This is a genomic window from Verticiella alkaliphila (assembly GCF_018904615.1).
Taxonomy (GTDB): Bacteria; Pseudomonadota; Gammaproteobacteria; order Burkholderiales; family Burkholderiaceae_B; genus Verticiella; species Verticiella alkaliphila.
Window position 1 is genome coordinate 17,583 of sequence record NZ_JADCNH010000038.1, and the last position, 22,779, is coordinate 40,361.

Consider the following 22,779-nt stretch of genomic DNA (forward strand, 5'->3'; position numbering starts at 1 on the left):
CCATGAAAGACCTGACATTGTCTGCGCCGCTGCCGGCGCGCGAGATCCGCCGAGGGCCGCGGCTGTCCGCCGGCCAGCGCTACTTCCTGCTCTCCTGGCTCGTGCCCGTGCTGCTCGTGCTGGCCTGGGAGGCCGCCTCGCGCGCCGGGCTCATCCGCGCGCAGGTGCTGCCGCCACCCAGCTCGGTGCTGAACACGGCCTGGGACATGATTGCCAGTGGCGATTTGTTCCGACATCTCGGCGCGTCGCTGCTGCGCGCCGCGGCCGGGTTCGCCGTGGGCGGCGCGCTCGGCTTCGCCTTCGGCGTGCTCACCGGCTTCTCCCGCCTGGCCCATGCGCTCTTCGATCGTCCCATTCAGATGATCCGCGCCATTCCGTTCCTGGCGCTGTTGCCGCTGGTCATCGTGTGGTTCGGCGTGGACGAGATCGGCAAGATCTTCCTCGTCGCCCTGGCCGTCTTCTTCCCGATCTACGTGAACACGGTGCTCGGCATCCGCCAGATCGATCCGAAGCTGCTGGAGGTGGCGCGCGTGGCCGGCCTCACGCGCCTGGCCACGGTGCGCCGGATCGTGCTGCCCGGTGCGATGCCCTCGGTGCTCACTGGCGTGCGCTATTCGCTGGCCACCGCCTGGCTGGCGCTGGTGATCGCCGAGACGCTCGCCACCACGTCGGGCATCGGCTTTCTGGCCATGGACGCGCGCGAATTCCTGCAGACCGACGTCATCGTGCTCGCCATCGTGATCTACGCCGTGATCGGTGTCGCTGCCGATGCGCTGGCTCGCGCGCTGGAGCGACGCCTTCTCGGCTGGCATCCCAATTTCGCGAAAGAGGCACAGCGATGAGCTCCATTCCCCTGACCCGCCCACGTGTGGCGCATCCGCCCGCGTCGATCCCGACCCGATCGTCGAGTCATCGGGCATCGATGACCCCGGGCCTCGATGCCGAGACGGCCGTCATCGTGCAGGGCCTGCGCCGGGCCTACGGCGACCGCGTCGTCATCGATGATCTGTCCCTGTCGATCCGCCGCGGCGAATTCGTGGCCCTTCTGGGCGAGAGCGGCTGCGGCAAGACGACGCTGCTGCGCGCCCTGGCGGAGCTGGATGCGCCGGACGCGGGCGTCATCCGCACGGCGGGTTCGCCCTCGGTCGTCTTTCAGGAGCACCGGCTGCTGCCCTGGGCGAGCGTGATCGAGAACGTCTCCCTGGGCCTCGCGCCTCATGCCCTCCCTCAGGCGGCCTCGGCGCTGGCCGAAGTCGGGCTGGCCGGCCGCGAAGCCGACTGGCCGCGCAACCTGTCCGGCGGGCAATCGCAGCGTGTCGCGCTGGCGCGCGCCTTGGTGCGCGAGCCGGGGCTCCTGCTGCTGGACGAACCCTTTGCCGCGCTCGATGCGCTCACGCGCATCAAGATGCACGTGCTGGTCAAGGAGCTCGTAGCCCGCCATCGCCCGGGCGTGCTGATCGTCACGCACGACGTGGACGAGGCGATCGCCATTGCCGATCGCATTCTCGTCATGCGCGCCGGGCGCATCGCCAGTATCCATGCCAATGCCGAGGTCGATGATCTCACTGCATTGCGCCACCGCCTGCTCGGCGAGCTTGGCGTCGCCGACGACCAGATTCGCCGCTGATATCCCTACGGAATAACCTCCATGTCTGTCTTGAAAGCACCCCACATCGATCGCCGCAGTCTTCTCAAGTTGGGTGGCGCTGCGCTTGCCAGCGGTCTGTTGCCCCCGGCGCTCGTGCACGCCGCACAACCCGAGCGCACGCGCAATACCGACACCGTGCGCCTGGGCTTCGGGCGTGGCGGCATCCCGCTGGTCGCGCGCGAGCGCGGCGAGCTCGAGAAGCGCCTGAAGGACCAGGGCATCAAGGTGGAATGGGTGGGCCCCTTCGCCAACCATGCCCCGTCGATGCAGGCGGTGGTGGGCGGCAGCGCCGATTTCGGCTTCTGGGGCTCGACCACCCCGGCGTTGGCCGCCATCCTGGCCGGTTCGCCCCTCGTCTTCACCGCCTTCAACGTGTATGCGCCGCGCTCGACGGCCATCATCGTGAAGAAGGACAGTGGCATCGATCATGTGCGCGATCTGGTGGGCAAGCGCGTGGCGGTCAACAAGGCTGGCCTGGGCGAGTTCCTTGTCGTGGCCGCGCTGGAGAAGTTCGACATCCCGCGCGACAAGGTGCAGTTCGTCTATCTGAACCCGCCCGATGCCGGCCCTGCCTTCGCCCAGGGCAAGGTGGATGCCTGGTCGATGTGGACGCCGGGGGTGGACATCTCGCGCCACCAGAACGACGCCAAGGACATCTTCTTCGAGGGCACGGACCTCGATTTCCTCATCGACTACAGCTCGCTCGTCGTGACGCGCGACTTCGCCACGGGCAATTCGGCGCTGGTGCGCGCCGTGCAGGATGCCTATTACGAGGAAGGCAAGTGGATGTCGGAGCACCCGCTCGAGGCCGAGGAGATCGCCCGGCGCGAAGGCGGCTACAGCGAGGCGGTTCGCGACAAGCTCGTGTCCTATGCGCGCACCAACCGCTTCTACGAGCCGGACGACAAGGCCTTCATCGCGGATTTCCAGAAGGCCGCGGACTGGCTGGCCGAACGCAACATCATTCGCGGGAAGATCGACGTTGCCGCGCACAGCGTGAAGGTGTGAAGCCATGACGCAGCCATTCATTCGTCTGGGTGTGAACGTGCTGGCCTCTGGGCGGCACGATGCCGCGTGGAAGACGCTGCCGGACGCGGCGAGCCTGTCCACCGACATCGACCATTTCGTCGCCATTGCCAAGGCGGCCGAGCGCGCCCTGGTCGATGCCATCTTCCTCGCCGACGGCCCGGGCGGCCTGGTGAGCGAAAGCTACGTGCGTCCATGGCGCGCGCTGGATCCGGCCATTCTCGTGGCCGCGCTCTCCCAGCACACGCAGCACGTCGGGCTGGTGGTGACCACCACATCGCTCTTCGGCCACCCGCACACGGTCGCCCGGCAGATCGCCTCAATCGACCACGTGAGCCGTGGTCGCGCGGCCTGGAACATCATCACGTCCCAGAACCCGCCCGCGCTCGGTGCCTTCGGCGTGGAGAATGGCTGGAACCAGGAGGAGCGCTACGCGCGTGCGCAGGAGTTCGTGGAGATCGTGACGGCGCTGTGGGACAGCGTGCCTGCAGAGGCCATCGAGGCGGACGCCGAACGTCACGTCTACCTGAACCCGCAGCGCCTGCGCCCCGTGGATGTCCAGGGACGGCACTTCTCCGCACGCGGGGCGTTATCCGTGCCGCAGAGCCCGCAGGGCCGGCCCGTGATCTTCCAGGCGGGGCAGTCGGCCGACTCCAAGGCGTTCGGTGCGCGCTTTGCCGACGCGCTCTTCACCGGCCAGCGGGTGCTGGCGGGCGGGCAGGCCTTCTATGCCGAGACCAAGCGGCTGGCCGCAGCCGCCGGCCGGGATCCCTCGCAACTGCTCATCATGCCTGGGCTCTTTCCCATCCTCGGTTCCACCGACGAGGAGGCGCAGCGCCACAAGCGGGCGCTCGACGATCGCCTGGACACGGCGTCGCTGCGCGAAGAACTTGCGCGCCATCTGGCACTGGATCCTGAGGCGTTGGCCGATCTGGATGCGCCGCTGCCGCACGCGCGCATCGACGCGAACGAGCCGTTGGTGCCGATCGCCTCGCGATGGCACCGTCAGGAAATGCTCAAGGAGGCGCGTGCCCATGGCTGGAACATCCGCGAACTGCTCTTCTCCAACATCACGGGCGGGCATCGGGTCTACACCGGCACGCCCGAGGGGTTTGCTCAGAACATGCTCAGCTGGGTGGATGCGCGCGCGGCCGATGGCTTCAACCTCAACATCGACGTGCAGCCGGCCGGCCTGGACCTGATCGCAGATCACCTCATCCCCGTGCTGCAGCGTGCCGGACGCTTTCGGCAGGCGTACGACACGCACACGCTGCGCGGCCATCTGGGTCTCGTCCAACCGCATGCCGGCCCGGCCGCCTGGCAGCGGGCGGGCTGAGGAGAAGCGCATGTCCGCCTTGCCCAAACCTACGGCGCCGGCAGCCGCCGTGGACGACCCCGTTTTCACGGCATTCACCACGCATGCCCATGGCTTTGCGCCGCGCTTCGCGCAGATCGCGGCCGACGCTGCGCGGCGCGATACCGAGCGCGATCTGCCTCACGAGGACGCCGAAGCGCTCAAGCGGGCGGGCTTTGCGCGACTGCGCCTGCCCGTGCATCAGGGCGGCGCGGGCGTATCCCTGGCCGCGTTCGCCGCCTGGGGCACGCCCCAGGTCGATCCCCTGACGCTCGTGGCCACGCGCCGGGCGATCGAAGCCAAGATCGTCATCGACGCCCTGGCGCCTGAGCTCGCGAGCGCGCTCATCGACCTCGGTTCGGGATCCGTCGTGGGCACGGGTGCGGCGCTGGACCGCCACTGGCGCAACATCAAAGTGATCTCCGCGCACAATCCCAGGCTCTACAAGGAGCGCTTTCTGGGCGAGCACCTGCTGCACGGGACGCTGCCGCCCACCGGCGCGTTCTTCTAGCCGTCCGGGCGTGCCGGCCCCCTGCACAAACTGCGGTACGCTTTTCGCTTGGCGGACGACCAGACTGCCCTGCGTGTACGGGTTTGCCCGCGTACCTCGACAATACGCCAGAGAAACCGTTTCGCAGTGCGAACCGCAACGTTCGCGGCGCTTTACCCCAGGTGCCCGGACGGGCAAGATTTTCGCCAATCAGCGCGGCTGCCATGCACGGCCGCGACGCGGGGCGCCTACCCGGCGCCACCCTCACGGAGACAGTACCCACGATGCCAGGCTTCGAAGCCCCGGAAAGCCGCCAGTTCGTCACCGCGCTCGCACGCGGCCTGGAATTGCTGCGGTGTTTTCGTCCCGACAGCGCGGAGCTCACCAATCAGCTGCTGGCCCGGCGCTCGGGACTACCCCGCCCGACCGTCTCGCGCCTGACCTACACCCTGCGCAGCCTGGGCTACCTCGATTATGACGAGCAGACGGGCAAGTACCGTCTGGGCCCCGGCGTGCTCGCCCTGGGCTACGCCACCCTGGCCGGCGTGGAGCTGCGCGACGTGGCCCGCCCGCACATGCAGCGGCTCGCCGAGGAGACCGGCGTGGCCGTCTCGCTGGGCCGGCGCGACCGCTACAGCATGGTCTACCTCGAGCACGCCCGCTCGGGCCGGGGGGTGCTGACCCTGGGCCTGTCGGTAGGTGACCGCATTCCGCTCATGACCACCTCCATGGGGCGCGCCTACCTGAATGCGCTGCCGGCCGATGCCCGCGAGCCCCTGCTCGAATCCTTGCGCCGGCGCTTCCCGAACGAGTGGACGCTCTTCGAGCCCCAGTGGGAGGCGTCGCAACGCGACTATGCCGAGCACGGCTGCTGCTTTGCCCTGGGCGATTGGCACGAGGACATCCATGCGGCGGGTATCGCCCTGCCGTTCGGCCCCGGCCAGCATGTGTACGGATTCAATTGCGGCGGGCCGGCCTTTCGGCTCACCCGCCGTTACCTGATCGACGAGGTGGCGCCACGCCTGCGTGCCATGGCGCGCGCGCTCACCGAAGCCCACGTCACGGGTGACGCCGGCGGCCCCAGCGCCGTGCCGGCCAACGCCCGGACACACACCCCGCGCGGAACGATTCCCACCGGATCGGCCGAATCCGCGTGAATTTCCTCTCTGGAGACACCATGTTTTCTCGTATGCCCACCGCTGTGCGCTGGTCCGTCGCTGCCGGGGTGATCGGGGCCAGCACCCTGGCCGCCGGCGTCGCCCAGGCGGCCTCGGCCGCGGACGGCTTCCCGAATCGTCCTATCCACATCCAGATCGGCTTCACGCCGGGCGGCTCCACGGACGTGCCGTTCCGCGTGCTGGCCGAGAACGCGGCCAAGATCCTGGGCCAGCCGGTCATCATCGAGAACAAGCCGGGTGCGGGCGGCGTGCTGCCCGCGCAGGCGATGCAAAACGCCAAGCCCGACGGCTACACGCTCGCACAGGTGCCGCTGCCCGTGTTCCGCCTGCCCTACACCCAGAAGATCAACTGGGATCCTGTCGAGGACCTCACGTATGTGATCGGTCTGGCGGGCTACTCCTTCGGCCTGGTCGTGCCGGCCAATTCGCCCATCAAGGACATGAACGGCTACATCGAGTACGCCCGCCAGAACCCGGGCAAGCTCACGTACGGCACGCCAGGCCCACTCACGACGCTGCACCTGACCATGGAGCAGATCGCCGCGAACGCAGGCATCGAACTCGTGCACGTGCCCTACAAGGGCAACGCCGAGAACCTGCAAGCCGTGGTGGGCAACCACGTCATGTCCGTGGCAGACACCCCGGGGTGGGCTCCGTTCGTCGAGGATGGCCGTCTGCGCCTGCTCTCGACCTGGGGTGCAGAGCGCTCCAAGAAATTCCCGGATGCGCCGACGCTCAAGGAATCGGGCATCGATCTGGTGCAGACCTCGCCCTTCGGCCTGGTCGTGCCCAAGGGCACGGATCCGGCCGTCGTCAAGAAGCTGCACGACGCTTTCAAGCAGGCCATGGAGATGGACAACTACGTGAAGTCGCTCGACAACTTCGACATGCAGCCCTACTACATGAGCAGTGAGGACTACAGCAAGTGGGCAGCCGACACGTTCAAGACGGAATCGGCCGTGCTGGAACGCCTGGGTATGCAGCGTCAGAAATAATAGGGACGCATCAAAGCACTGAGGCACCGTCATGGAGCCTCAGTGTGGGTAACAGGGGCTGTGCACACTGGAACAATGCGGATCTGGGCCGAGTTGCTCCACAGAAATCCTGCAAACCCTGGATGCGATAATTAGGGACGCACCATCGGTTTTTGTTGCGTTCTGTGCAGTGCAGCAGTATCGTCGGTCCCCTTGACATCTTTGTGTTGTGATGGGAGCCCGCCATGTCTCAATCTTCCTGTTCGACGGCTGGCGCCGATGCGGCTGTTTCGGTGGTCGACGCCACCCGCATCGGCCTGCCGGCGCGCCAGGGTCTGTATGACCCGGCCAACGAACACGACGCCTGTGGCGTCGGCTTCGTCGCCAACATCAAGGGCCGCAAGAGCCACACGATCATCGAGCAAGCCCTGAAGATCCTGGAGAACCTGGATCACCGGGGCGCCGTCGGTGCCGACCCGCTCATGGGCGACGGCGCGGGCATCCTGATCCAGATCCCCGACGAGCTCTACCGCGAAGACATGGCTTCGCGCGGCGTGACGCTGCCCCCGCCCGGTGAGTACGGCGTGGCCATGCTCTTCCTGCCCAAGGAAACGGCCTCCCGCCTGGCGTGCGAGCGCGAGCTCGAGCGCGCGGTTCGCGTCGAAGGCCAGGTCGTGCTGGGCTGGCGCGACGTGCCCGTCGACATGGACATGCCCATGTCGCCCACGGTGCGCAAGCGCGAGCCGGTCATCCGCCAGCTCTTCATCGGCCGCGGCTCGGACGTCATGGTGCCGGACGCGCTCGAGCGCAAGCTGTACGTAATCCGCAAGACCGCGAGCCACGCCATCCAGAAGATGAAGCTGGCGCACGGCAAGGAATACTTCGTGCCGTCGGCCTCCACCCGCACGGTGGTCTACAAGGGCCTGCTGCTGGCCGACCAGGTGGGCGTGTACTACCGCGATCTCGCCGATCCGCGCGCCGTGTCCGCCCTGGGCCTGGTCCACCAGCGCTTCTCCACGAACACCTTCCCCGCCTGGCCGCTGGCCCACCCGTATCGTCTGCTCGCGCACAACGGCGAGATCAACACGGTCAAGGGCAACTTCAACTGGCTGCGTGCCCGCGAAGGCCTGATGAAGTCCGCCGTGCTGGGCGAGGACCTGGCCAAGCTGTACCCGATCGCCTACGAAGGCCAATCGGACACGGCCATCTTCGACAACTGCCTGGAATTGCTGATCATGGCGGGCTACCCGCTCGCCCAGGCCATGATGATGATGGTCCCGGAAGCCTGGGAACAGCACACCGAGATGGACGAGCATCGCCGCGCGTTCTATGAGTACCACGCCGCGATGATGGAACCCTGGGACGGCCCGGCCGCCCTGGTCTTCACCGATGGCCGCCAGATCGGCGCCACGCTGGATCGCAACGGCCTGCGCCCGGCGCGCTACGTCGTGACGGACGACGACATGGTCATCATGGCCTCGGAAGCCGGCACGCTGTCCGTGCCGGAGAACCGCATCGTCAAGAAGTGGCGCCTGCAGCCGGGCAAGATGTTCCTGATCGACCTCGAACAGGGCCGCATCATCGACGATCTGGAGCTCAAGTCGCAGCTGGCCGCCGCTCGCCCGTACCGCCAGTGGATCGAGCGTCTGCGCGTCAAGCTCGATAGCCTGCCCTCGCCGGAACAGGCCGACATCGACGAGGCCCGCTCCAGCGTGCCGCTGCTCGATCGCCAGCAGGTGTTCGGCTGGACGCAGGAAGACTACAAGTTCATCCTCGAGCCGATGGCCATCACGGGCGAGGAAGGCATCGGCTCCATGGGCAACGATTCGCCCCTGGCTGTCCTGTCGAACCGTCCCAAGCCCTTCTACAACTACTTCCGCCAGCTCTTCGCGCAGGTCACGAATCCGCCGATCGACCCCATCCGCGAACAGATGGTGATGTCGCTGGTGTCGTTCATCGGCCCCAAGCCCAACCTGCTGGACATCAACAACGTCAATCCGCCGCTGCGCCTGGAAGTCGCGCAGCCGGTGCTGGATTTCGACGACATGGCGCAGATTCGCCACGTCGAGCGCGTGACGCGTGGCAAGTTCCGCAGCTACGAGCTGGACATCACCTACCCCGCGAGCTGGGGCAAGGAAGGCATCGAGGCCTGCGTGGCCGCGCTGTGCTCGCAGGCGGCCGACGCCGTGCAACAGGGCTACAACATCCTGATCGTGTCGGATCGCCGCGTTGATGCCGAACGCGTGCCGGTGCCCGCGCTCCTGGCCACCTCGGCCATCCACCAGCATCTGATCCGCGCCGGCCTGCGCACCGCGACCGGCCTGGTCGTGGAGACGGGTTCGGTGCGTGAAGTCCACCACGTCGCCCTGCTCGCAGGCTACGGCGCCGAAGCCATCCACCCCTACCTGGTGATGGAATCGCTCGTGGCCATGCACCAGGGCGAGAAGCCCACGTCCGAATCGCGCGCCGCCGCCGACAAGGCGATCTACAACTACGTGAAGGCCGTGGGCAAGGGTCTGAACAAGGTCATGTCCAAGATGGGCATCTCGACCTACATGTCCTACACCGGCGCGCAGATCTTCGAAGCGGTCGGCCTGCAGCGCAGCCTGGTCGAAAAGTACTTCACCGGTACGGCGAGCAACATCGAAGGCATCGGCATCTTCGAGGTGGCCGAGGAAGCCCTGCGCCAGCACCGCGCGGCCTTCAGCGACGATCCGGCCCTGCGCGACATGCTGGATCCGGGCGGCGAGTACGCCTATCGCGTGCGCGGCGAGGAACACATGTGGACGCCGGACGCGATCGCCAAGCTCCAGCACGCGACGCGCGCCAACAACTACCGCAACTACAAGGAGTACGCGCAGATCATCAACGACCAGAGCAAGCGCCACATGACGCTGCGCGGTCTGTTCGAGTTCCGCGTCGATCCCGCCCAGGCCATCCCGCTGGAAGAAGTCGAGTCCGCCAAGAGCATCGTCACGCGCTTTGCCACGGGCGCCATGTCGTTGGGCTCGATTTCCACCGAAGCCCACTCGGTGCTGGCCGTGGCCATGAACCGCATCGGCGGCAAGTCCAACACCGGTGAAGGTGGCGAGGATGAGCTGCGCTACCGCGAGGAAATGCGCACGGGCAAGAGCACGATCAAGGACGGCGACACGCTCGCCAGCCTGCTCGGCCAGGATCGCATCGAAGTCGACGTCGATCTGAAGGCGGGCGATTCGCTGCGCTCCAAGATCAAGCAGGTGGCCTCGGGCCGCTTCGGCGTCAGCGCCGAATATCTGGCGAGCGCCGACCAGATCCAGATCAAGATGGCCCAGGGCGCCAAGCCCGGCGAAGGCGGCCAGCTGCCCGGCCACAAGGTGTCGGACTACATCGCCAAGCTGCGCTACTCGGTGCCGGGCGTGGGCCTCATCTCGCCCCCGCCGCACCATGACATCTACTCGATCGAGGATCTGGCCCAGCTGATCCACGACCTGAAGAACACCAACCCGCGCGCCGGCATCTCGGTGAAGCTCGTGTCGGTGGTGGGCGTGGGCACCGTGGCTGCCGGCGTGTCCAAGGCCAAGGCCGACCACGTCGTGATCGCCGGTCACGACGGCGGCACCGGCGCCTCGCCCGTGTCCTCGATCAAGCACGTCGGTACGCCGTGGGAGCTCGGCCTGGCCGAGACGCAGCAGACCCTGGTGCTGAACAATCTGCGCAGCCGCATCCGCGTGCAGGCCGACGGCCAGATGAAGACCGGCCGCGATGTCGTGATCGGCGCGCTGCTCGGTGCGGACGAATTCGGCTTCGCGACGGCGCCGCTCGTCGTCGAAGGCTGCATCATGATGCGCAAGTGCCACCTGAACACCTGCCCGGTGGGCGTGGCCACGCAGGATCCGGTGCTGCGCAAGAAGTTCCAGGGCAAGCCCGAGCACGTCGTGAACTACTTCTTCTTCGTCGCCGAAGAGGTGCGTGAGATCATGGCCCAGCTGGGCGTGCGTACGTTCGAAGAACTCATCGGCCGCACCGATCTGCTCAACATGCGTGCCGGCCTGGAACACTGGAAGGCGCAGGGCCTGGACTTCAGCCGCGTCTTCCACACGCCGAACGTCGGTCCGGAAGTCTCGCACCGCCAGATCGAATCGCAGGACCACGGCCTGGACAAGGCCCTGGATCTGCAACTCATCGAGCGCGCCAAGCCCGCCATCGAGCGTGGCGAGAAGGTGTCCTTCATCGTGCCGGTGCGCAACCGCAACCGCACGATCGGCGCCATGCTCTCGGGCATGGTGGCGGCCAAGTACGGCCACGAAGGCCTGCCGGACGACACGATCCACATCCAGTGCAACGGCGTGGCCGGGCAGAGCTTCGGCGCCTTCCTCGCCCACGGCATCACGCTGGATCTGGTCGGTGACGGCAACGACTACGTCGGCAAGGGCCTGTCGGGCGGCACGATCATCGTGCGCTCACCCAACGACTTCCGCGGCTTCGGTCCCGACCACATCATCGTGGGCAACACCGTGCTGTACGGCGCGCTCTCGGGCACGGCCTACTTCAACGGCGTGGCCGGCGAACGCTTCGCGGTGCGCAACTCGGGCGCCCAGGCCGTCGTCGAAGGCACCGGCGATCACGGTTGCGAATACATGACGGGTGGCACGGTGGTGGTGCTGGGCCAGACCGGCCGCAACTTCGCCGCGGGCATGTCCGGTGGCGTGGCCTACGTGTTCGATCCGGAAGGCACCTTCCGCGAGCGCTGCAACCTCTCGATGGTCGAGCTCGAATCGGTGGTGACCTCGGCCGAGCAGCAGAAGGTCGGCAACCAGGCGCAGTGGCACATGGCCACGCGCGGCGGCGAGCGCGAGACGGATGAAGCCATCCTGAAGCGCCTGGTGGAGAACCACTTCCGCCTGACCGGCAGCTTCCGCGCCCGCGAGATCATCGGCCAGTGGGAAACCGCCCGCAAGCAGTTCGTCAAGGTCATGCCGGTCGATTACCGGCGCGCCCTGGGCGAGATGTGGCAGGCGGCCAACCCGGCCAAGATCGCCGCGTAAGCCCGCAGCGCCGGCCTTCGGGCCGGTGCGCGAGCGCAAAGACACGTTCAACCGATTCGCCCCCCAGGCGCCCCGTGCGCCGGGCGCGCCCCGAGGGGCGGCACAGCACCAGACAGGACACCATCATGGGTAAGACAACGGGTTTTCTGGAGTACCAGCGCCTCTCGGAAGCGGCCGAGGAACCGAAGAAGCGCCTGAAGCACTGGCGCGAGTTCGTGCTGCACCTGACCGAGGACGAGGCTCGCCAGCAGGGCGCGCGCTGCATGGATTGCGGCATCCCCTTCTGCAACAACGCCTGTCCCGTGAACAACATCATTCCGGACTGGAACGACCTGGTCTATCGCAACCGCTGGCGCGAAGCGCTGGACGTGCTGCACCTGACCAACAACTTCCCGGAATTCACCGGCCGCATCTGCCCCGCGCCCTGTGAGGCCGGCTGCACGCTGAACATCAATGACGACGCGGTGGGCATCAAGTCCATCGAGCACGCCATCATCGATCGCGGCTGGGCCGAAGGCTGGGTCGAGCCGCAGCGCGCGACGCACAAGACGGGCAAGAAGGTCGCCGTGGTGGGCTCGGGCCCGGCCGGCATGGCCTGCGCCCAGCAGCTCGCACGCGCCGGCCATGCGGTGACGCTCTTCGAGAAGAACGATCGCATCGGCGGCCTGCTGCGCTACGGCATCCCGGATTTCAAGCTCGAGAAGCAGCAGATCGACCGCCGCGTGGCGCAGATGCAGGACGAAGGCGTGACCTTCCAGACCTCCACCTACATCGGCGACACAGAAGCCGGCGAAGCCTATGCCGCCACGCTGAACCACGCGCTCACCATCAAGACGCCCAAGGAACTCGAGGACGAGTTCGACGCCGTCGTGATCACCGGCGGTGCGGAAACCCCGCGCGACCTGCCCCTGCCCGGCCGTGAGCTCGCGGGTGTGCACTTCGCCATGGACTTCCTGCGTCAGCAGAACAAGGTCGTGGCGGGCGATCGCCTGAAGGACCAGATCTCGGCCGCCGGCAAGCACGTGCTCGTGATCGGCGGTGGCGACACCGGCTCGGACTGCGTGGGCACGAGCAACCGTCATGGCGCCAAGTCCGTGACTCAACTCGAACTCATGCCTCAGCCGCCCGAGTCCGAGAACAAGCCGCTCACGTGGCCCTACTGGCCCACCCGCCTGCGCACGTCCTCCTCGCACGAGGAAGGCTGCGATCGTGACTGGGCCGTGACCACCAAGTCCTTCGTCGGCAAGAACGGCAAGGTCGAGAAGGTCATCGCCGCGCGCGTGGAATGGGTGCGCGATGACGCCACCGGCCAGATGAAGCTGCAGGAAGTCGAAGGCTCGGAATTCGAGATCAAGGCGGATCTGGTGCTGTTTGCCATGGGCTTCGTGTCGCCGGTGCAGAAGGTGCTGGACGCCTTCGGCGTGGAACGCGACAACCGCGGCAACGCGCGCGCCAACACCGATGACTATCGCACCAATGTGGACAAGATCTTCGCCGCCGGTGATGTGCGTCGCGGCCAGTCGCTCGTCGTCTGGGCCATCCGCGAAGGCCGGCAGGCCGCGCGCGCGGTGGACGAGTTCCTGATGGGCGCGAGCGAACTGCCGCGCTGATCGCGGCGTCGTCGCAACGCCCCGCAGGCGAGTGTTCACCCCGGTGAGCGCCCGCCCGCGGGGCGTTCGCCGTTCGACTTGACCCAGGTCAACGCGCGCCCGGCGCCGATCTGCCACTCTGCGCTCTCCAACATGTCTGAATCTGGAGAGCCCCATGGCTTGCCTTCTCGCGCGTTTGAGCGCCCTCGCCGTGGCGGGTGTCGCCGTGTTCATGGCGTTGCCGGCCAAGGCCCATGAGGTCGGTGAGCCCAACCGTGGGGCGACGCACGCGCGCCCGCCGTCTGGCCATGGTCCCGTGCTCGACGATTCGTCGCGCCTGCCTGCAAACCCGGTGTTGGATTTTTTTGACAGTCCACGGGCCAAACCGGTGCACGGCGGCAGTTAAATCGGGTATTCTGTAACGATTACGACAGCGATCCTACGCGGATCTGTCATCCGGCATTTCTCGGGTTCTGGCGGCTTGGCCGTCACCGATGCATCCACGCCGGCGCGCAGGGTTATCCACCCTATGCTGCCCTGGAGCGACATCGGCTAGTTTTCCGCCTCGTATCCCACCCCTATTCGCAAGCGGTCCGGCCATGTACGGCATGGCAGGCGCCGCCCGCTGATTTCTCACCCATCCCTGGACGTCAACCCTTGGGACACGCGCCGCGTGTCACCACTGACAAAGGAAAAGCCATGAGCGATACGATCAAGCACGTGAGCGACGCGAGTTTCGACGCCGATGTCACGCAATCCTCCCTTCCCGTGCTGGTGGATTTCACCGCCACGTGGTGCGGTCCGTGCAAGATGATCGCGCCCATCCTCGACCAGGTCGCGGGTGAGTATGAAGGCAAGCTCAACATCGTGAAGGTCGACGTCGACGAGAACCAGGCCACCGCGGCCAAGTTCGGCATCCGTGGCGTGCCTACCCTCATGCTCTTCAAGAACGGCACGGCCACCGACACCAAGGTCGGCGCGATGTCCAAGTCGCAGCTCACCGAGTTCCTCGACAAGGCGCTGTAACCTTCCCCGCCGTGCCAGCGCGGCGGCCTGTCTGCCGCCGCGTCATCCTTTCTTTCCTGTCCCCGTATGCACCTGAATGAACTGAAAGCCCAGCACGTGTCGCAGTTGCTGGAACTGGCTGCCACGCTGGAAATCGAGAACGCCAATCGCCTGCGCAAACAGGAACTGATGTTTGCCATCATGAAACGGCGTGCCAAACAGGGCGAGCAGATCTTCGGTGACGGGGTGCTGGAAGTCCTGCCGGATGGCTTCGGCTTCCTGCGTTCGCCCGATACCTCGTATCTCGCGAGCACGGACGACATCTACATCTCGCCCTCGCAGATCCGCCGGTTCAATCTGCACACGGGTGATTCGATCGAAGGCGAAGTGCGCACGCCCAAGGATGGCGAGCGCTACTTTGCCCTGGTCAAGGTCGACAAGGTCAACGGGCAGGCGCCCGAGGTGGTCAAGCACCGGATCATGTTCGAGAACCTGACGCCGCTGCACCCGAACAAGCCGATGCGGCTCGAGCGCGACATCAAGAGCGAAGAGAACTTCACCGGGCGCATCATGGACATGATCGCCCCGCTGGGCAAAGGCCAGCGCGCCCTGCTCGTGGCGCCGCCGAAGTCCGGCAAGACGGTGATGATGCAGCAGATCGCGCACGCCATCACCGCCAACCATCCCGATGCCACCCTCATCGTGCTGCTCATCGACGAGCGCCCTGAGGAAGTCACGGAAATGCAGCGCTCGGTGCGCGGCGAAGTGGTCGCGTCCACCTTCGACGAGCCGGCCACCCGCCACGTGCAGGTCGCCGAGATGGTCATCGAGAAGGCCAAGCGCCTGGTCGAGTTGAAGCAGGACGTCATCATCCTGCTGGACTCGATCACCCGTCTGGCGCGCGCCTACAACACGGTCGTGCCCGCCTCGGGCAAGGTGCTGACCGGGGGTGTGGACGCCAACGCCCTGCAGCGCCCCAAGCGCTTCTTCGGTGCAGCCCGCAACATCGAGGAAGGTGGCTCGCTCACCATCATCGGCACGGCGCTGACGGAAACCGGCAGCCGCATGGACGAAGTGATCTACGAAGAGTTCAAGGGTACCGGCAACTCCGAAGTCCACCTGGAGCGCCGCCTGGCCGAGAAGCGTATCTACCCGGCCATGAACCTGAACAAGTCGAGCACGCGTCGCGAAGAGCTGCTGATCAAGCCCGAGCTGCTGCAGAAGATCTGGGTGCTGCGCAAGTTCATGCACGACATGGACGAGGTCGAGTCGATGGAGTTCATCCTCGACAAGCTGCGCGCCACCAAGAACAACGCCGAGTTCTTCGACATGATGAAGCGCGGCTAAGACCGTATGCGTGCTGCCCGTGCCTGTGCACGGCGTACGCGGTGTGTTGCGTGCCCAGGCGCGCAAGACGAGAAACGCCGGCTTTCATGCCGGCGTTTTCACGTGCAGCCGCAGCGATGGCGGCCTGACTGGGGCGAGCACCTTACTTGGCGGCCCTCCCGTCAGGTCGTCTCAGAAGGCTTCGGTGTTGGATTCGATCGGGTTCGGCACGTCGTCCAATGCGTCTGTGGCCTCGTTGTCCGTGACGCCTTTGTTCGGACGCACGATGGGCGCGGTGAGCGTGTAGCCGCGGCCTGGCAGAACGCCAAGTGGCACTTCCACACCCAGATGGCGTGCCTTGCCGCGCAACCGGCTCACCAGCATGTTGATGCTCGTGGCCTTGATCTCCTGAAGGGAATCGCTCAATGCGTGGGCGAGATCCGGTCGCGAGAACACCGCGCCAGGTTCGTCGACCAATGCCCCCACGAGCTTGCGCTCGTTGTGGGTCAGCGCCACGTGCACACCCTGCGGACTGATGAGCTCCCAATCGTTGTTGACGAGGTGCCAGCGGGTATCAACTGGCGTAGCCGGTCGCGCGGGCTCGTCGGCGAGCCGGTCATTCGACATCGCCCGTGCGCCGGCCGGGCCCTGGACCTGGTTCAGCCGTCGCTGAAGGGCCAGCACGCCTGCAGACAGTTCTCGAGCGCAGGTGTTGACGGGCAGGCAAAGATCAGCGCCGATCAGCAGTGATTGGATGCGCAGGTCGGCCTCGCTGCGCGGCATCAGCGCGATGATGCCCGCCTGCGTGCTGGCGCGCAGATAGGCGATCAGGAGGGTCGATTCTTGATCCTGTGGCGTGACGACGATGGCGCAAACCGGTGCGCCGTGGCTATGCAGGCGTGCATGGAGATCGCGCGGCCCTGTGCAGGCATGGACGTCCAACCCGGCTTCGCCCAGTGCCCGGTGGCCGGGCAATGCATCCAGATGCTGGTGCAGCATGAAAAGCGGTAAAAGACCCACCGACACGACTCAACTCCTGTAAACGTGCTCGGCCGTATCTTATTCACAAACGAATACGTGAATCAATTCACGAAAGAAACGTTTTTTGCGTGATTTTCATTCGCCTGCGTATATTGGCGAGATGGACAATCTGGCCTCCCGCCTAGAAGAACTGATGCGAAGCCATGGCTTTCGTAGTCAGAGCCAACTTGCGCGCCGCGCAAATTTGCCGCAGTCCACCATTCATCGCATCCTGCAGCGACAGGACTACGAGCCGTCACTTGCAACCCTGGCCAAGCTCGCGCAGACCTTTGGCGTGTCGCTCGCCTGGTTGGCAGAGGGTCGAGGGCCTATGCGGCTGAGCCTGCAGGAGCCGCCTGCGCCCTATCTGCCCACGCCCGGCCTCGACGCCAAGACGCGCGATGAGCGACTGGACGAGGCCATGGCCATCCTGCAACGACTGAACGACGATGAGCGCGGTCACGTGCTGGGCGTGCTGCGGATGATCGATCGCCGTTAAGCGTGCGAAAAAAACGCCGCACGAACGGCGGCGTCATGTACCGAAACTTGCGTGACGGCAAGACCCTGAGCGGGCCTTGCCGGATCAGCCGGCGTCGAGCTTGGCGCGCAGGGTCTCGTTGACCTGCTGGGGATTGGCTTTGCCCCGGGCGGCCTTCATCACTTGGCCCACCAGGGAGTTGAAGGCCTTTTCCTTGCCCGCACGGTACTCGGCCACGATGGCCGGATTGGCGGCCAGCACCTCATCGATCATGGCGCCGATGGCACCGGTGTCGCTGATCTGCTTCAGGCCCTTGGCGTCGATGATGGCATCGACGTCCCCGCCATGCTCGCCGGCCCACTGCGCCGCGAAGACTTCGCGCGCGAGCTTGGTCGAGATCGTGCCGTCCTGGATGCGGGCGATGAGCTTGCCCAGCATGACGGCCGTGACCGGGCTGTCGCCAATGTCGCGGTCTTCGCGATTGAGCGTGGCGGCCACTTCCCCCATCACCCAGTTCGCGGCCGTCTTGGCCTGCCCATCGGGGCTCGCCTTCACCACGGCCTCGAAGTAGTCCGCCACGGCGCGGCTGCCGGTGAGCTGGGCGGCGTCATAGGCCGTGAGACCGTAATCCGCCACGAAGCGCGCGCGCTTGGCGTCAGGCAGCTCCGGCATGTCGGCGCGCACGCGCTCGATCCACTCGGGTGCGATCACGAGCGGAGGCAGGTCCGGATCCGGGAAGTAACGGTAGTCGTGCGCGTCTTCCTTGCTGCGCATGCTGCGCGTCTCGTCGCGATCCGGGTCGTACAGGCGGGTCTCCTGCACGACCTTGCCACCGTCCTCGATCAACTCGATCTGGCGGCGAGCCTCGAAGAGGATGGCGCGTTCCAGGAAGCGGAAGGAGTTGACGTTCTTGACCTCGGTGCGTGTGCCGAACTCGGCCTGGCCCACCGGGCGCACGGACACGTTGGCATCCACGCGGAAGGAGCCTTCCTGCATGTTGCCGTCGCAGATGCCCAGCCAGACGACGAGGCTGTGCAGCGCGCGGGCATAAGCCACGGCTTCGTCGGCCGAGCGCATCTCCGGCTCGGACACGATCTCGAGCAGCGGGGTGCCGGTGCGGTTCAGATCGATGCCGCTGGAGCGCTCGCCGTGCGGGCCGGTGAAGTCGTCGTGCAGCGATTTGCCGGCGTCTTCTTCCAGGTGCGCGCGCGTGAGGTTGATCGTGCGTTCGGTGTCGCCCACGAAGAACGTGAGCGAGCCGCCCTGCACGACCGGGATCTCGTATTGGCTGATCTGATAGTTCTTGGGCAGGTCGGGGTAGAAGTAATTCTTGCGCGCGAAGATGGAGCGCGGGGCCACGTGAGCGCCCACGGCCAGCCCGAAACGGATGGCCCGATCCACCGCGCCGCGGTTCATGACCGGCAGCGTGCCTGGCAAGGCCAGGTCCACCGCATTGGCCTGGCTGTTGGGGGCGGCGCCGAAGGCCGTGCTCGAACCCGAAAAGATCTTGGCGGCGGTGGAGAGCTGCGTGTGCGTCTCCAGGCCGATGACGATTTCCCACTTCATGCCTGGTGCTCCGGGCGGCGGCGGTGCCAGTCGGTTGCCTGCTGGTAGGCGTCCGCGGTCGCAAGCAGACGGCCTTCGTCGAAATACGTGCCGATGAGTTGCAGGCCGACGGGGCGGCGTGCGTTCTCGCCCTGACCGAAGCCCACGGGCATGGACAGCGCGGGCAGGCCAGCGAGGTTCACGGCCAGCGTGTAGATGTCGGCCAGGTACATGGCAATGGGATCGTCGGACTTCTCGCCGAGATTCCAGGCCACGGTCGGGCATGCGGGGCCGGCAATCACGTCGCACTGGCTGCCCAGCACGCCCTGGAAATCCTGGGCGATGAGGCGGCGGATGCGCTGCGCCTGCAGATAGTAGGCGTCGTAATAGCCGTGCGAGAGCACGTAGGTGCCGGTGAGGATGCGGCGCTGCACTTCGGCGCCAAAGCCTTCGGCGCGCGAGCGCGCCGTCATGTCCGCGATATCGGTGTACTGTGCGGCGCGATGACCGAAGCGCACGGCATCGTAGCGGGACAGGTTGCTCGAGGCTTCTGCGGTGGCGATCACATAGTAGGCCGGGATCGAGAGCTCGGTGCGCGGCAGCGAGACTTCCACGCGCACGGCGCCCAGGGCTTCCAGCTGCCCGAGGGCGGCGTCGATGGCCTGAGCGACGTCCGACGCGAGGCCGGCACCGAAGAACTCGCGCGGCACGCCGATGCGCAGACCGGCGAGTGGCGCGCTGCCGTCGCGGCGGGCCGCGTCGAAGGCGCTGCGCACGCGCCCGGGCGCGTTGACCTCGCCGTGGCAATGCGTGGCACTGGTGGAATCGCGCTCGTCAAAGCCCGTCATCGGATCCAGGAGCTCGACCAGGTCGCGCGCGCTGCGCGCCATCGGGCCGCCCTGGTCCAGGCTGGAGCCGTAGGCGATCATGCCGTAGCGCGACACGGTGCCGTACGTGGGCTTGATGCCGCTCACGCCGCACAGCGATGCGGGCTGGCGGATCGAGCCGCCGGTGTCGGTGCCTGTGGCGCCGATCACCAGGCCTGCCGCCACCGCGGCAGCCGAGCCGCCCGAGGAGCCGCCGGGCACGGCGCGCGTGTCCCACGGATTGCGGGTGGGGCCAAAGGCGGAATTCTCGTTGGACGAACCCATGGCGAACTCGTCGCAGTTGAGCTTGCCCAGCGACACGGCGCCCGCCGTGTGCAGGCGCTCGACGACGGTGGCGTCAAAGGGGCTCACGTAGTTCGCCAGCATCTTGCTCGCTGCCGTGGTGCGCCAGCCGCGGGTGACGAAAACGTCCTTGTGGGCGATCGGCACGCCCGCGAGCGGGCCGGCGGCGTCCCCACGCGCGAGCGCGGCGTCGGCGGCATCGGCCTGGGCCAGCGTGAGCTCGGCGTCCACCTGCACGAAGGCGTTCAAGTCGCGGGCGGCGTCGATGGCCGACAGTGCGCTCTGCGCAAGTTCACGGGCCGACACGCGGCGCTCAGCCAGCGCGGCGCGCAGCGCGGCGATGTCGTCGAATTCGGTATGCAGGGCTTGCGTCATTCGATGACCTTGGGCACGAGGAAGAGCCCGTCGTGGGCCGCCGGGGCGTTGGCCATGAGGGCAGCGCGCTGCTCGGGCGAGGCCGTCTCGGTGACGGCATCTTCGCGCAGGCGCAGTTCGACCTCCGCAATGGCCGACAGCGGGTGGGCCAGCGGCTCGATGCCGGTGGTGTCCACGGCCTGCAGTTGTTCGATGAGCGCGAAGACGTGATTGAGGTCGTCGAGCACCTCGGCGCGCGCGTCGGGCGCAACCGCAATGCGGGCGAGCCTGGCCATGCGGACGACGTCGTCTTGATTGAGTGTCATGAGAGCTTTGGCGCGAATCGGTCGGAACCACAGGTGAGATAGGCCGAGATGCCGTATCTGCAGCGATTCGATGCAATTTGTCTGCTAATTATAAGTTATCATTTTGCGTTTACTGGCTTGAGAACGCGGTGGCTTGCCGCCGATGAGCAGCTTTTCCGCCAGGGCCTCGCAGGGCGTCGTCAATCGATGCGGCGAGCGCTGATTCCTCCCCCTTTTCTGACTTGTGAAGCGCGTGCCCGCGAGTATGATTGCCGCAGTTTTGCGCTGCCCGGCGCCGCTTCCCTGAACCCCACACACGTACCCATGTTTGGCTTCCTGCGCAGTTATTTCTCCAGCGACCTGGCTATTGACCTGGGAACCGCGAACACGCTGATCTACGTACGGGGCAAGGGTATTGTCCTGGACGAGCCGTCCGTCGTGGCCATCCGCCATGAGGGCGGCCCGAATGGCAAGCAAAGCATCCAGGCCGTGGGCCATCAGGCCAAGATGATGCTGGGCCGGGTCCCGGGCAACATCGAAGCCATCCGCCCCATGAAGGACGGCGTGATCGCCGACTTCACCGTCACCGAGCAGATGCTGAAGCAGTTCATCCGCATGGTGCACCCCAAGAATCTGCTGGCCCCGAGCCCGCGCATCATCGTGTGCGTGCCCTGCGGCTCCACGCAGGTCGAGCGCCGTGCCATCCGTGAATCCGCCATGGGCGCGGGCGCGAGCCAGGTCTACCTCATCGAGGAGCCCATGGCCGCGGCCATCGGTGCGGGCCTGGGCGTGTCCGAGCCCAGCGGCTCGATGGTCGTCGACATCGGCGGCGGCACCACGGAAGTGGCCGTCATCTCGTTGGGCGGCATGGTCTACAAGGGCTCCGTGCGCGTGGGCGGCGACAAGTTCGACGAGTCCATCGTCAATTACATCCGCCGCAATTTCGGCATGCTCATCGGCGAGCCCACAGCCGAACTCATCAAGAAGGAAATCGGCTCGGCTTTCCCCGGCTCCGAGATCCGCGAGATGGAAGTCAAGGGCCGCAACCTGTCCGAAGGCATCCCGCGCAGCTTCTCCGTGTCGTCCAACGAAATCCTGGAAGCCCTCACCGATCCGCTGAACCAGATCATCTCCGCCGTGAAGATCGCCCTGGAGCAGACCCCGCCCGAACTCGGCGCGGACGTCTCCGAAAAGGGCATCGTGCTCACCGGCGGTGGCGCCCTGCTGCGCGATCTCGATCGCCTGCTGCAGGAGGAGACCGGCCTGCCCGTGGTAGTGGCCGAGGATCCTCTGACCTGCGTCGTGCGCGGCTGCGGTGACGCGCTGGAGCACATGGACAAGCTGGGCGCAGTCTTCATCAACGACTGATCCGGCTTTCCCGATGCTGGGAAACGCACCCTCGCTGTTCAGACAAGGCCCGCCTATCTGGGTGCGCCTCGTCGTCTTCCTGATGCTGTCGATCTCCCTCATGGTGGTCGACGTGCGCTGGCGCGTGCTCGACACGGCGCGCCAGACGCTCGGCATGGCCGTCTACCCCTTCCAGTACGTGATGCTGCTGCCGCGCGACGTGGCGCGGCAGTTTGCCGACTGGCTCGACACCGCCGCGCGCATTCGTGCCGAGGACGAGGCCGAGCGTCAGCGCCGCATCGAAGTGGCGCAGCTCGCCACGCATGCCGCCCAGCTCGCCGAAGAGAACAGCCAGCTGCGCCGGCTGCTCGGCGTGAACGAGCAACGCCCGGACGATCCGGCGGTGCTGGTCGAGCTGCTCTACGAATCCCGCACCCAGTTCGAGCAGCGTCTCATCATCAACAAGGGCAGCCTGGCGGGCCTGCGCGCCGGCAACCCGCTCATCGACGAGAACGGCCTGGTGGGCCAGGTGGTGCGTACGGGCAAGGTCACCGCCGAAGTCGCACTGCTCACCGACCGTGCCGTGTCCGTGCCTGTGCAGGTGCTGCGCAATGGTTTGCGCGCCATCGCGTTCCCGGCCGATGAACCGGGCAAGGTCGAACTGCGCTTCGTGCCCGTCGATGCCGACATCGCCGTCGAGGACGTGCTCGTGACGAGCGGCCTGGGCGGCTGGTTTCCGGCAGGTCTGCCGGTGGCGCGCATCGAAACGGTGGCACCGGACCCGGTAACGGGCTATGCCCGCATCGTGGCGCGCCCGCTGGCGGGCTGGGATCGGTATCGTCACTTCCTGGTGCTGCGCTCTCAGGGGATTCGCGCAGCACGAGTGTGGACGGAAAGAGAAAGCTCAGCGTGACGCCCACCAGCGCGGCGGCCAGCATGCCGAC

Annotated in this window: 18 protein-coding genes and 1 pseudogene; 15 read left to right on the plus strand and 4 right to left on the minus strand. The window is 66.5% G+C overall.

The genetic code is table 11. The features are described 5' to 3' along the window. The first annotated feature begins 2 nt into the window (after window positions 1-2). From IMZ29_RS18365 to rho, 12 genes and pseudogenes are all read left to right on the plus strand, one after another. Window positions 3-842, plus strand: coding sequence for an ABC transporter permease subunit (locus tag IMZ29_RS18365; RefSeq protein ID WP_216186791.1), 840 nt, complete (start codon window positions 3-5; stop codon window positions 840-842). An 80-nt stretch (window positions 843-922) separates the two neighbouring features. After that, on the plus strand, window positions 923-1,627 hold the full coding sequence (locus IMZ29_RS18370) for an ABC transporter ATP-binding protein (protein ID WP_216186823.1): 705 nt from the start codon (window positions 923-925) through the stop codon (window positions 1,625-1,627). 21 nt (window positions 1,628-1,648) lie between these two features. Further along, the gene (locus IMZ29_RS18375) at window positions 1,649-2,656 is read left to right on the plus strand and encodes an ABC transporter substrate-binding protein (protein WP_216186793.1); all 1,008 of its coding nucleotides are present in this window, start codon (window positions 1,649-1,651) and stop codon (window positions 2,654-2,656) included. Window positions 2,657-2,660: 4 nt separating this feature from the next. Then, window positions 2,661-4,010: an NtaA/DmoA family FMN-dependent monooxygenase gene (locus IMZ29_RS18380; protein ID WP_216186796.1), complete on the plus strand. Its 1,350-nt coding sequence runs from the start codon at window positions 2,661-2,663 to the stop codon at window positions 4,008-4,010. 286 nt (window positions 4,011-4,296) lie between these two features. Next, a pseudogene (locus IMZ29_RS18385) lies at window positions 4,297-4,539 on the plus strand (acyl-CoA dehydrogenase family protein); the annotation flags it as partial. A 263-nt stretch (window positions 4,540-4,802) separates the two neighbouring features. Beyond that, a complete protein-coding gene (locus IMZ29_RS18390; RefSeq protein ID WP_216186798.1) occupies window positions 4,803-5,675 on the plus strand; it encodes an IclR family transcriptional regulator in 873 nt (290 codons plus the stop codon). A gap of 20 nt (window positions 5,676-5,695) precedes the next feature. Then, the gene (locus tag IMZ29_RS18395; RefSeq protein WP_253207255.1) at window positions 5,696-6,691 is read left to right on the plus strand and encodes a tripartite tricarboxylate transporter substrate-binding protein; all 996 of its coding nucleotides are present in this window, start codon (window positions 5,696-5,698) and stop codon (window positions 6,689-6,691) included. Between the two features lie 224 nt (window positions 6,692-6,915). Further along, window positions 6,916-11,697 (plus strand): glutamate synthase-related protein, encoded by a 4,782-nt coding sequence (locus IMZ29_RS18400; protein WP_216186800.1) that lies wholly within the window; start codon window positions 6,916-6,918, stop codon window positions 11,695-11,697. A 125-nt stretch (window positions 11,698-11,822) separates the two neighbouring features. Next, the gene (locus IMZ29_RS18405; protein ID WP_216186802.1) at window positions 11,823-13,307 is read left to right on the plus strand and encodes a glutamate synthase subunit beta; all 1,485 of its coding nucleotides are present in this window, start codon (window positions 11,823-11,825) and stop codon (window positions 13,305-13,307) included. A gap of 154 nt (window positions 13,308-13,461) precedes the next feature. Beyond that, complete coding sequence (locus IMZ29_RS18410; protein ID WP_216186803.1) at window positions 13,462-13,692, plus strand: hypothetical protein; 231 nt, start codon at window positions 13,462-13,464, stop codon at window positions 13,690-13,692. Window positions 13,693-13,985: 293 nt separating this feature from the next. After that, window positions 13,986-14,312, plus strand: coding sequence for a thioredoxin TrxA (gene trxA / locus IMZ29_RS18415; protein WP_216186805.1), 327 nt, complete (start codon window positions 13,986-13,988; stop codon window positions 14,310-14,312). 66 nt (window positions 14,313-14,378) lie between these two features. After that, window positions 14,379-15,638, plus strand: coding sequence for a transcription termination factor Rho (gene rho / locus IMZ29_RS18420; protein WP_216186807.1), 1,260 nt, complete (start codon window positions 14,379-14,381; stop codon window positions 15,636-15,638). Between the two features lie 171 nt (window positions 15,639-15,809). Here the strand turns inward: rho and IMZ29_RS23405 are convergent, their stop codons facing one another. After that, complete coding sequence (locus IMZ29_RS23405) at window positions 15,810-16,643, minus strand: winged helix-turn-helix domain-containing protein (RefSeq protein WP_216186809.1); 834 nt, start codon at window positions 16,641-16,643, stop codon at window positions 15,810-15,812. 115 nt (window positions 16,644-16,758) lie between these two features. On the opposite strand from IMZ29_RS23405, the gene IMZ29_RS18430 reads away from it, so the two are divergent. Beyond that, window positions 16,759-17,136 carry a helix-turn-helix domain-containing protein gene (locus IMZ29_RS18430; protein WP_216186811.1) on the plus strand — a complete coding sequence of 126 codons (378 nt, stop codon included), beginning with the start codon at window positions 16,759-16,761 and terminating at the stop codon, window positions 17,134-17,136. Window positions 17,137-17,220: 84 nt separating this feature from the next. On the opposite strand, the gene gatB is transcribed toward IMZ29_RS18430, so the two are convergent. From gatB to gatC, 3 genes are read right to left on the minus strand one after another with little or no spacing between them, the layout of a single operon-like run. Then, window positions 17,221-18,681: an Asp-tRNA(Asn)/Glu-tRNA(Gln) amidotransferase subunit GatB gene (gene gatB / locus IMZ29_RS18435; protein WP_216186813.1), complete on the minus strand. Its 1,461-nt coding sequence runs from the start codon at window positions 18,679-18,681 to the stop codon at window positions 17,221-17,223. Beyond that, complete coding sequence (gene gatA, locus IMZ29_RS18440) at window positions 18,678-20,204, minus strand: Asp-tRNA(Asn)/Glu-tRNA(Gln) amidotransferase subunit GatA (protein WP_216186815.1); 1,527 nt, start codon at window positions 20,202-20,204, stop codon at window positions 18,678-18,680. The genes gatB and gatA overlap by 4 nt, the downstream gene beginning before the upstream one ends. Continuing rightward, on the minus strand, window positions 20,201-20,509 hold the full coding sequence (gene gatC / locus IMZ29_RS18445) for an Asp-tRNA(Asn)/Glu-tRNA(Gln) amidotransferase subunit GatC (protein ID WP_216186817.1): 309 nt from the start codon (window positions 20,507-20,509) through the stop codon (window positions 20,201-20,203). Before gatC ends, gatA begins: the two co-directional genes overlap by 4 nt. Window positions 20,510-20,812: 303 nt before the next feature. On the opposite strand from gatC, the gene IMZ29_RS18450 reads away from it, so the two are divergent. Then, window positions 20,813-21,856, plus strand: coding sequence for a rod shape-determining protein (locus IMZ29_RS18450; RefSeq protein ID WP_216186819.1), 1,044 nt, complete (start codon window positions 20,813-20,815; stop codon window positions 21,854-21,856). Between the two features lie 13 nt (window positions 21,857-21,869). Continuing rightward, window positions 21,870-22,748, plus strand: coding sequence for a rod shape-determining protein MreC (mreC, locus tag IMZ29_RS18455; protein ID WP_216186821.1), 879 nt, complete (start codon window positions 21,870-21,872; stop codon window positions 22,746-22,748). Window positions 22,749-22,779: the final 31 nt, after the last annotated feature.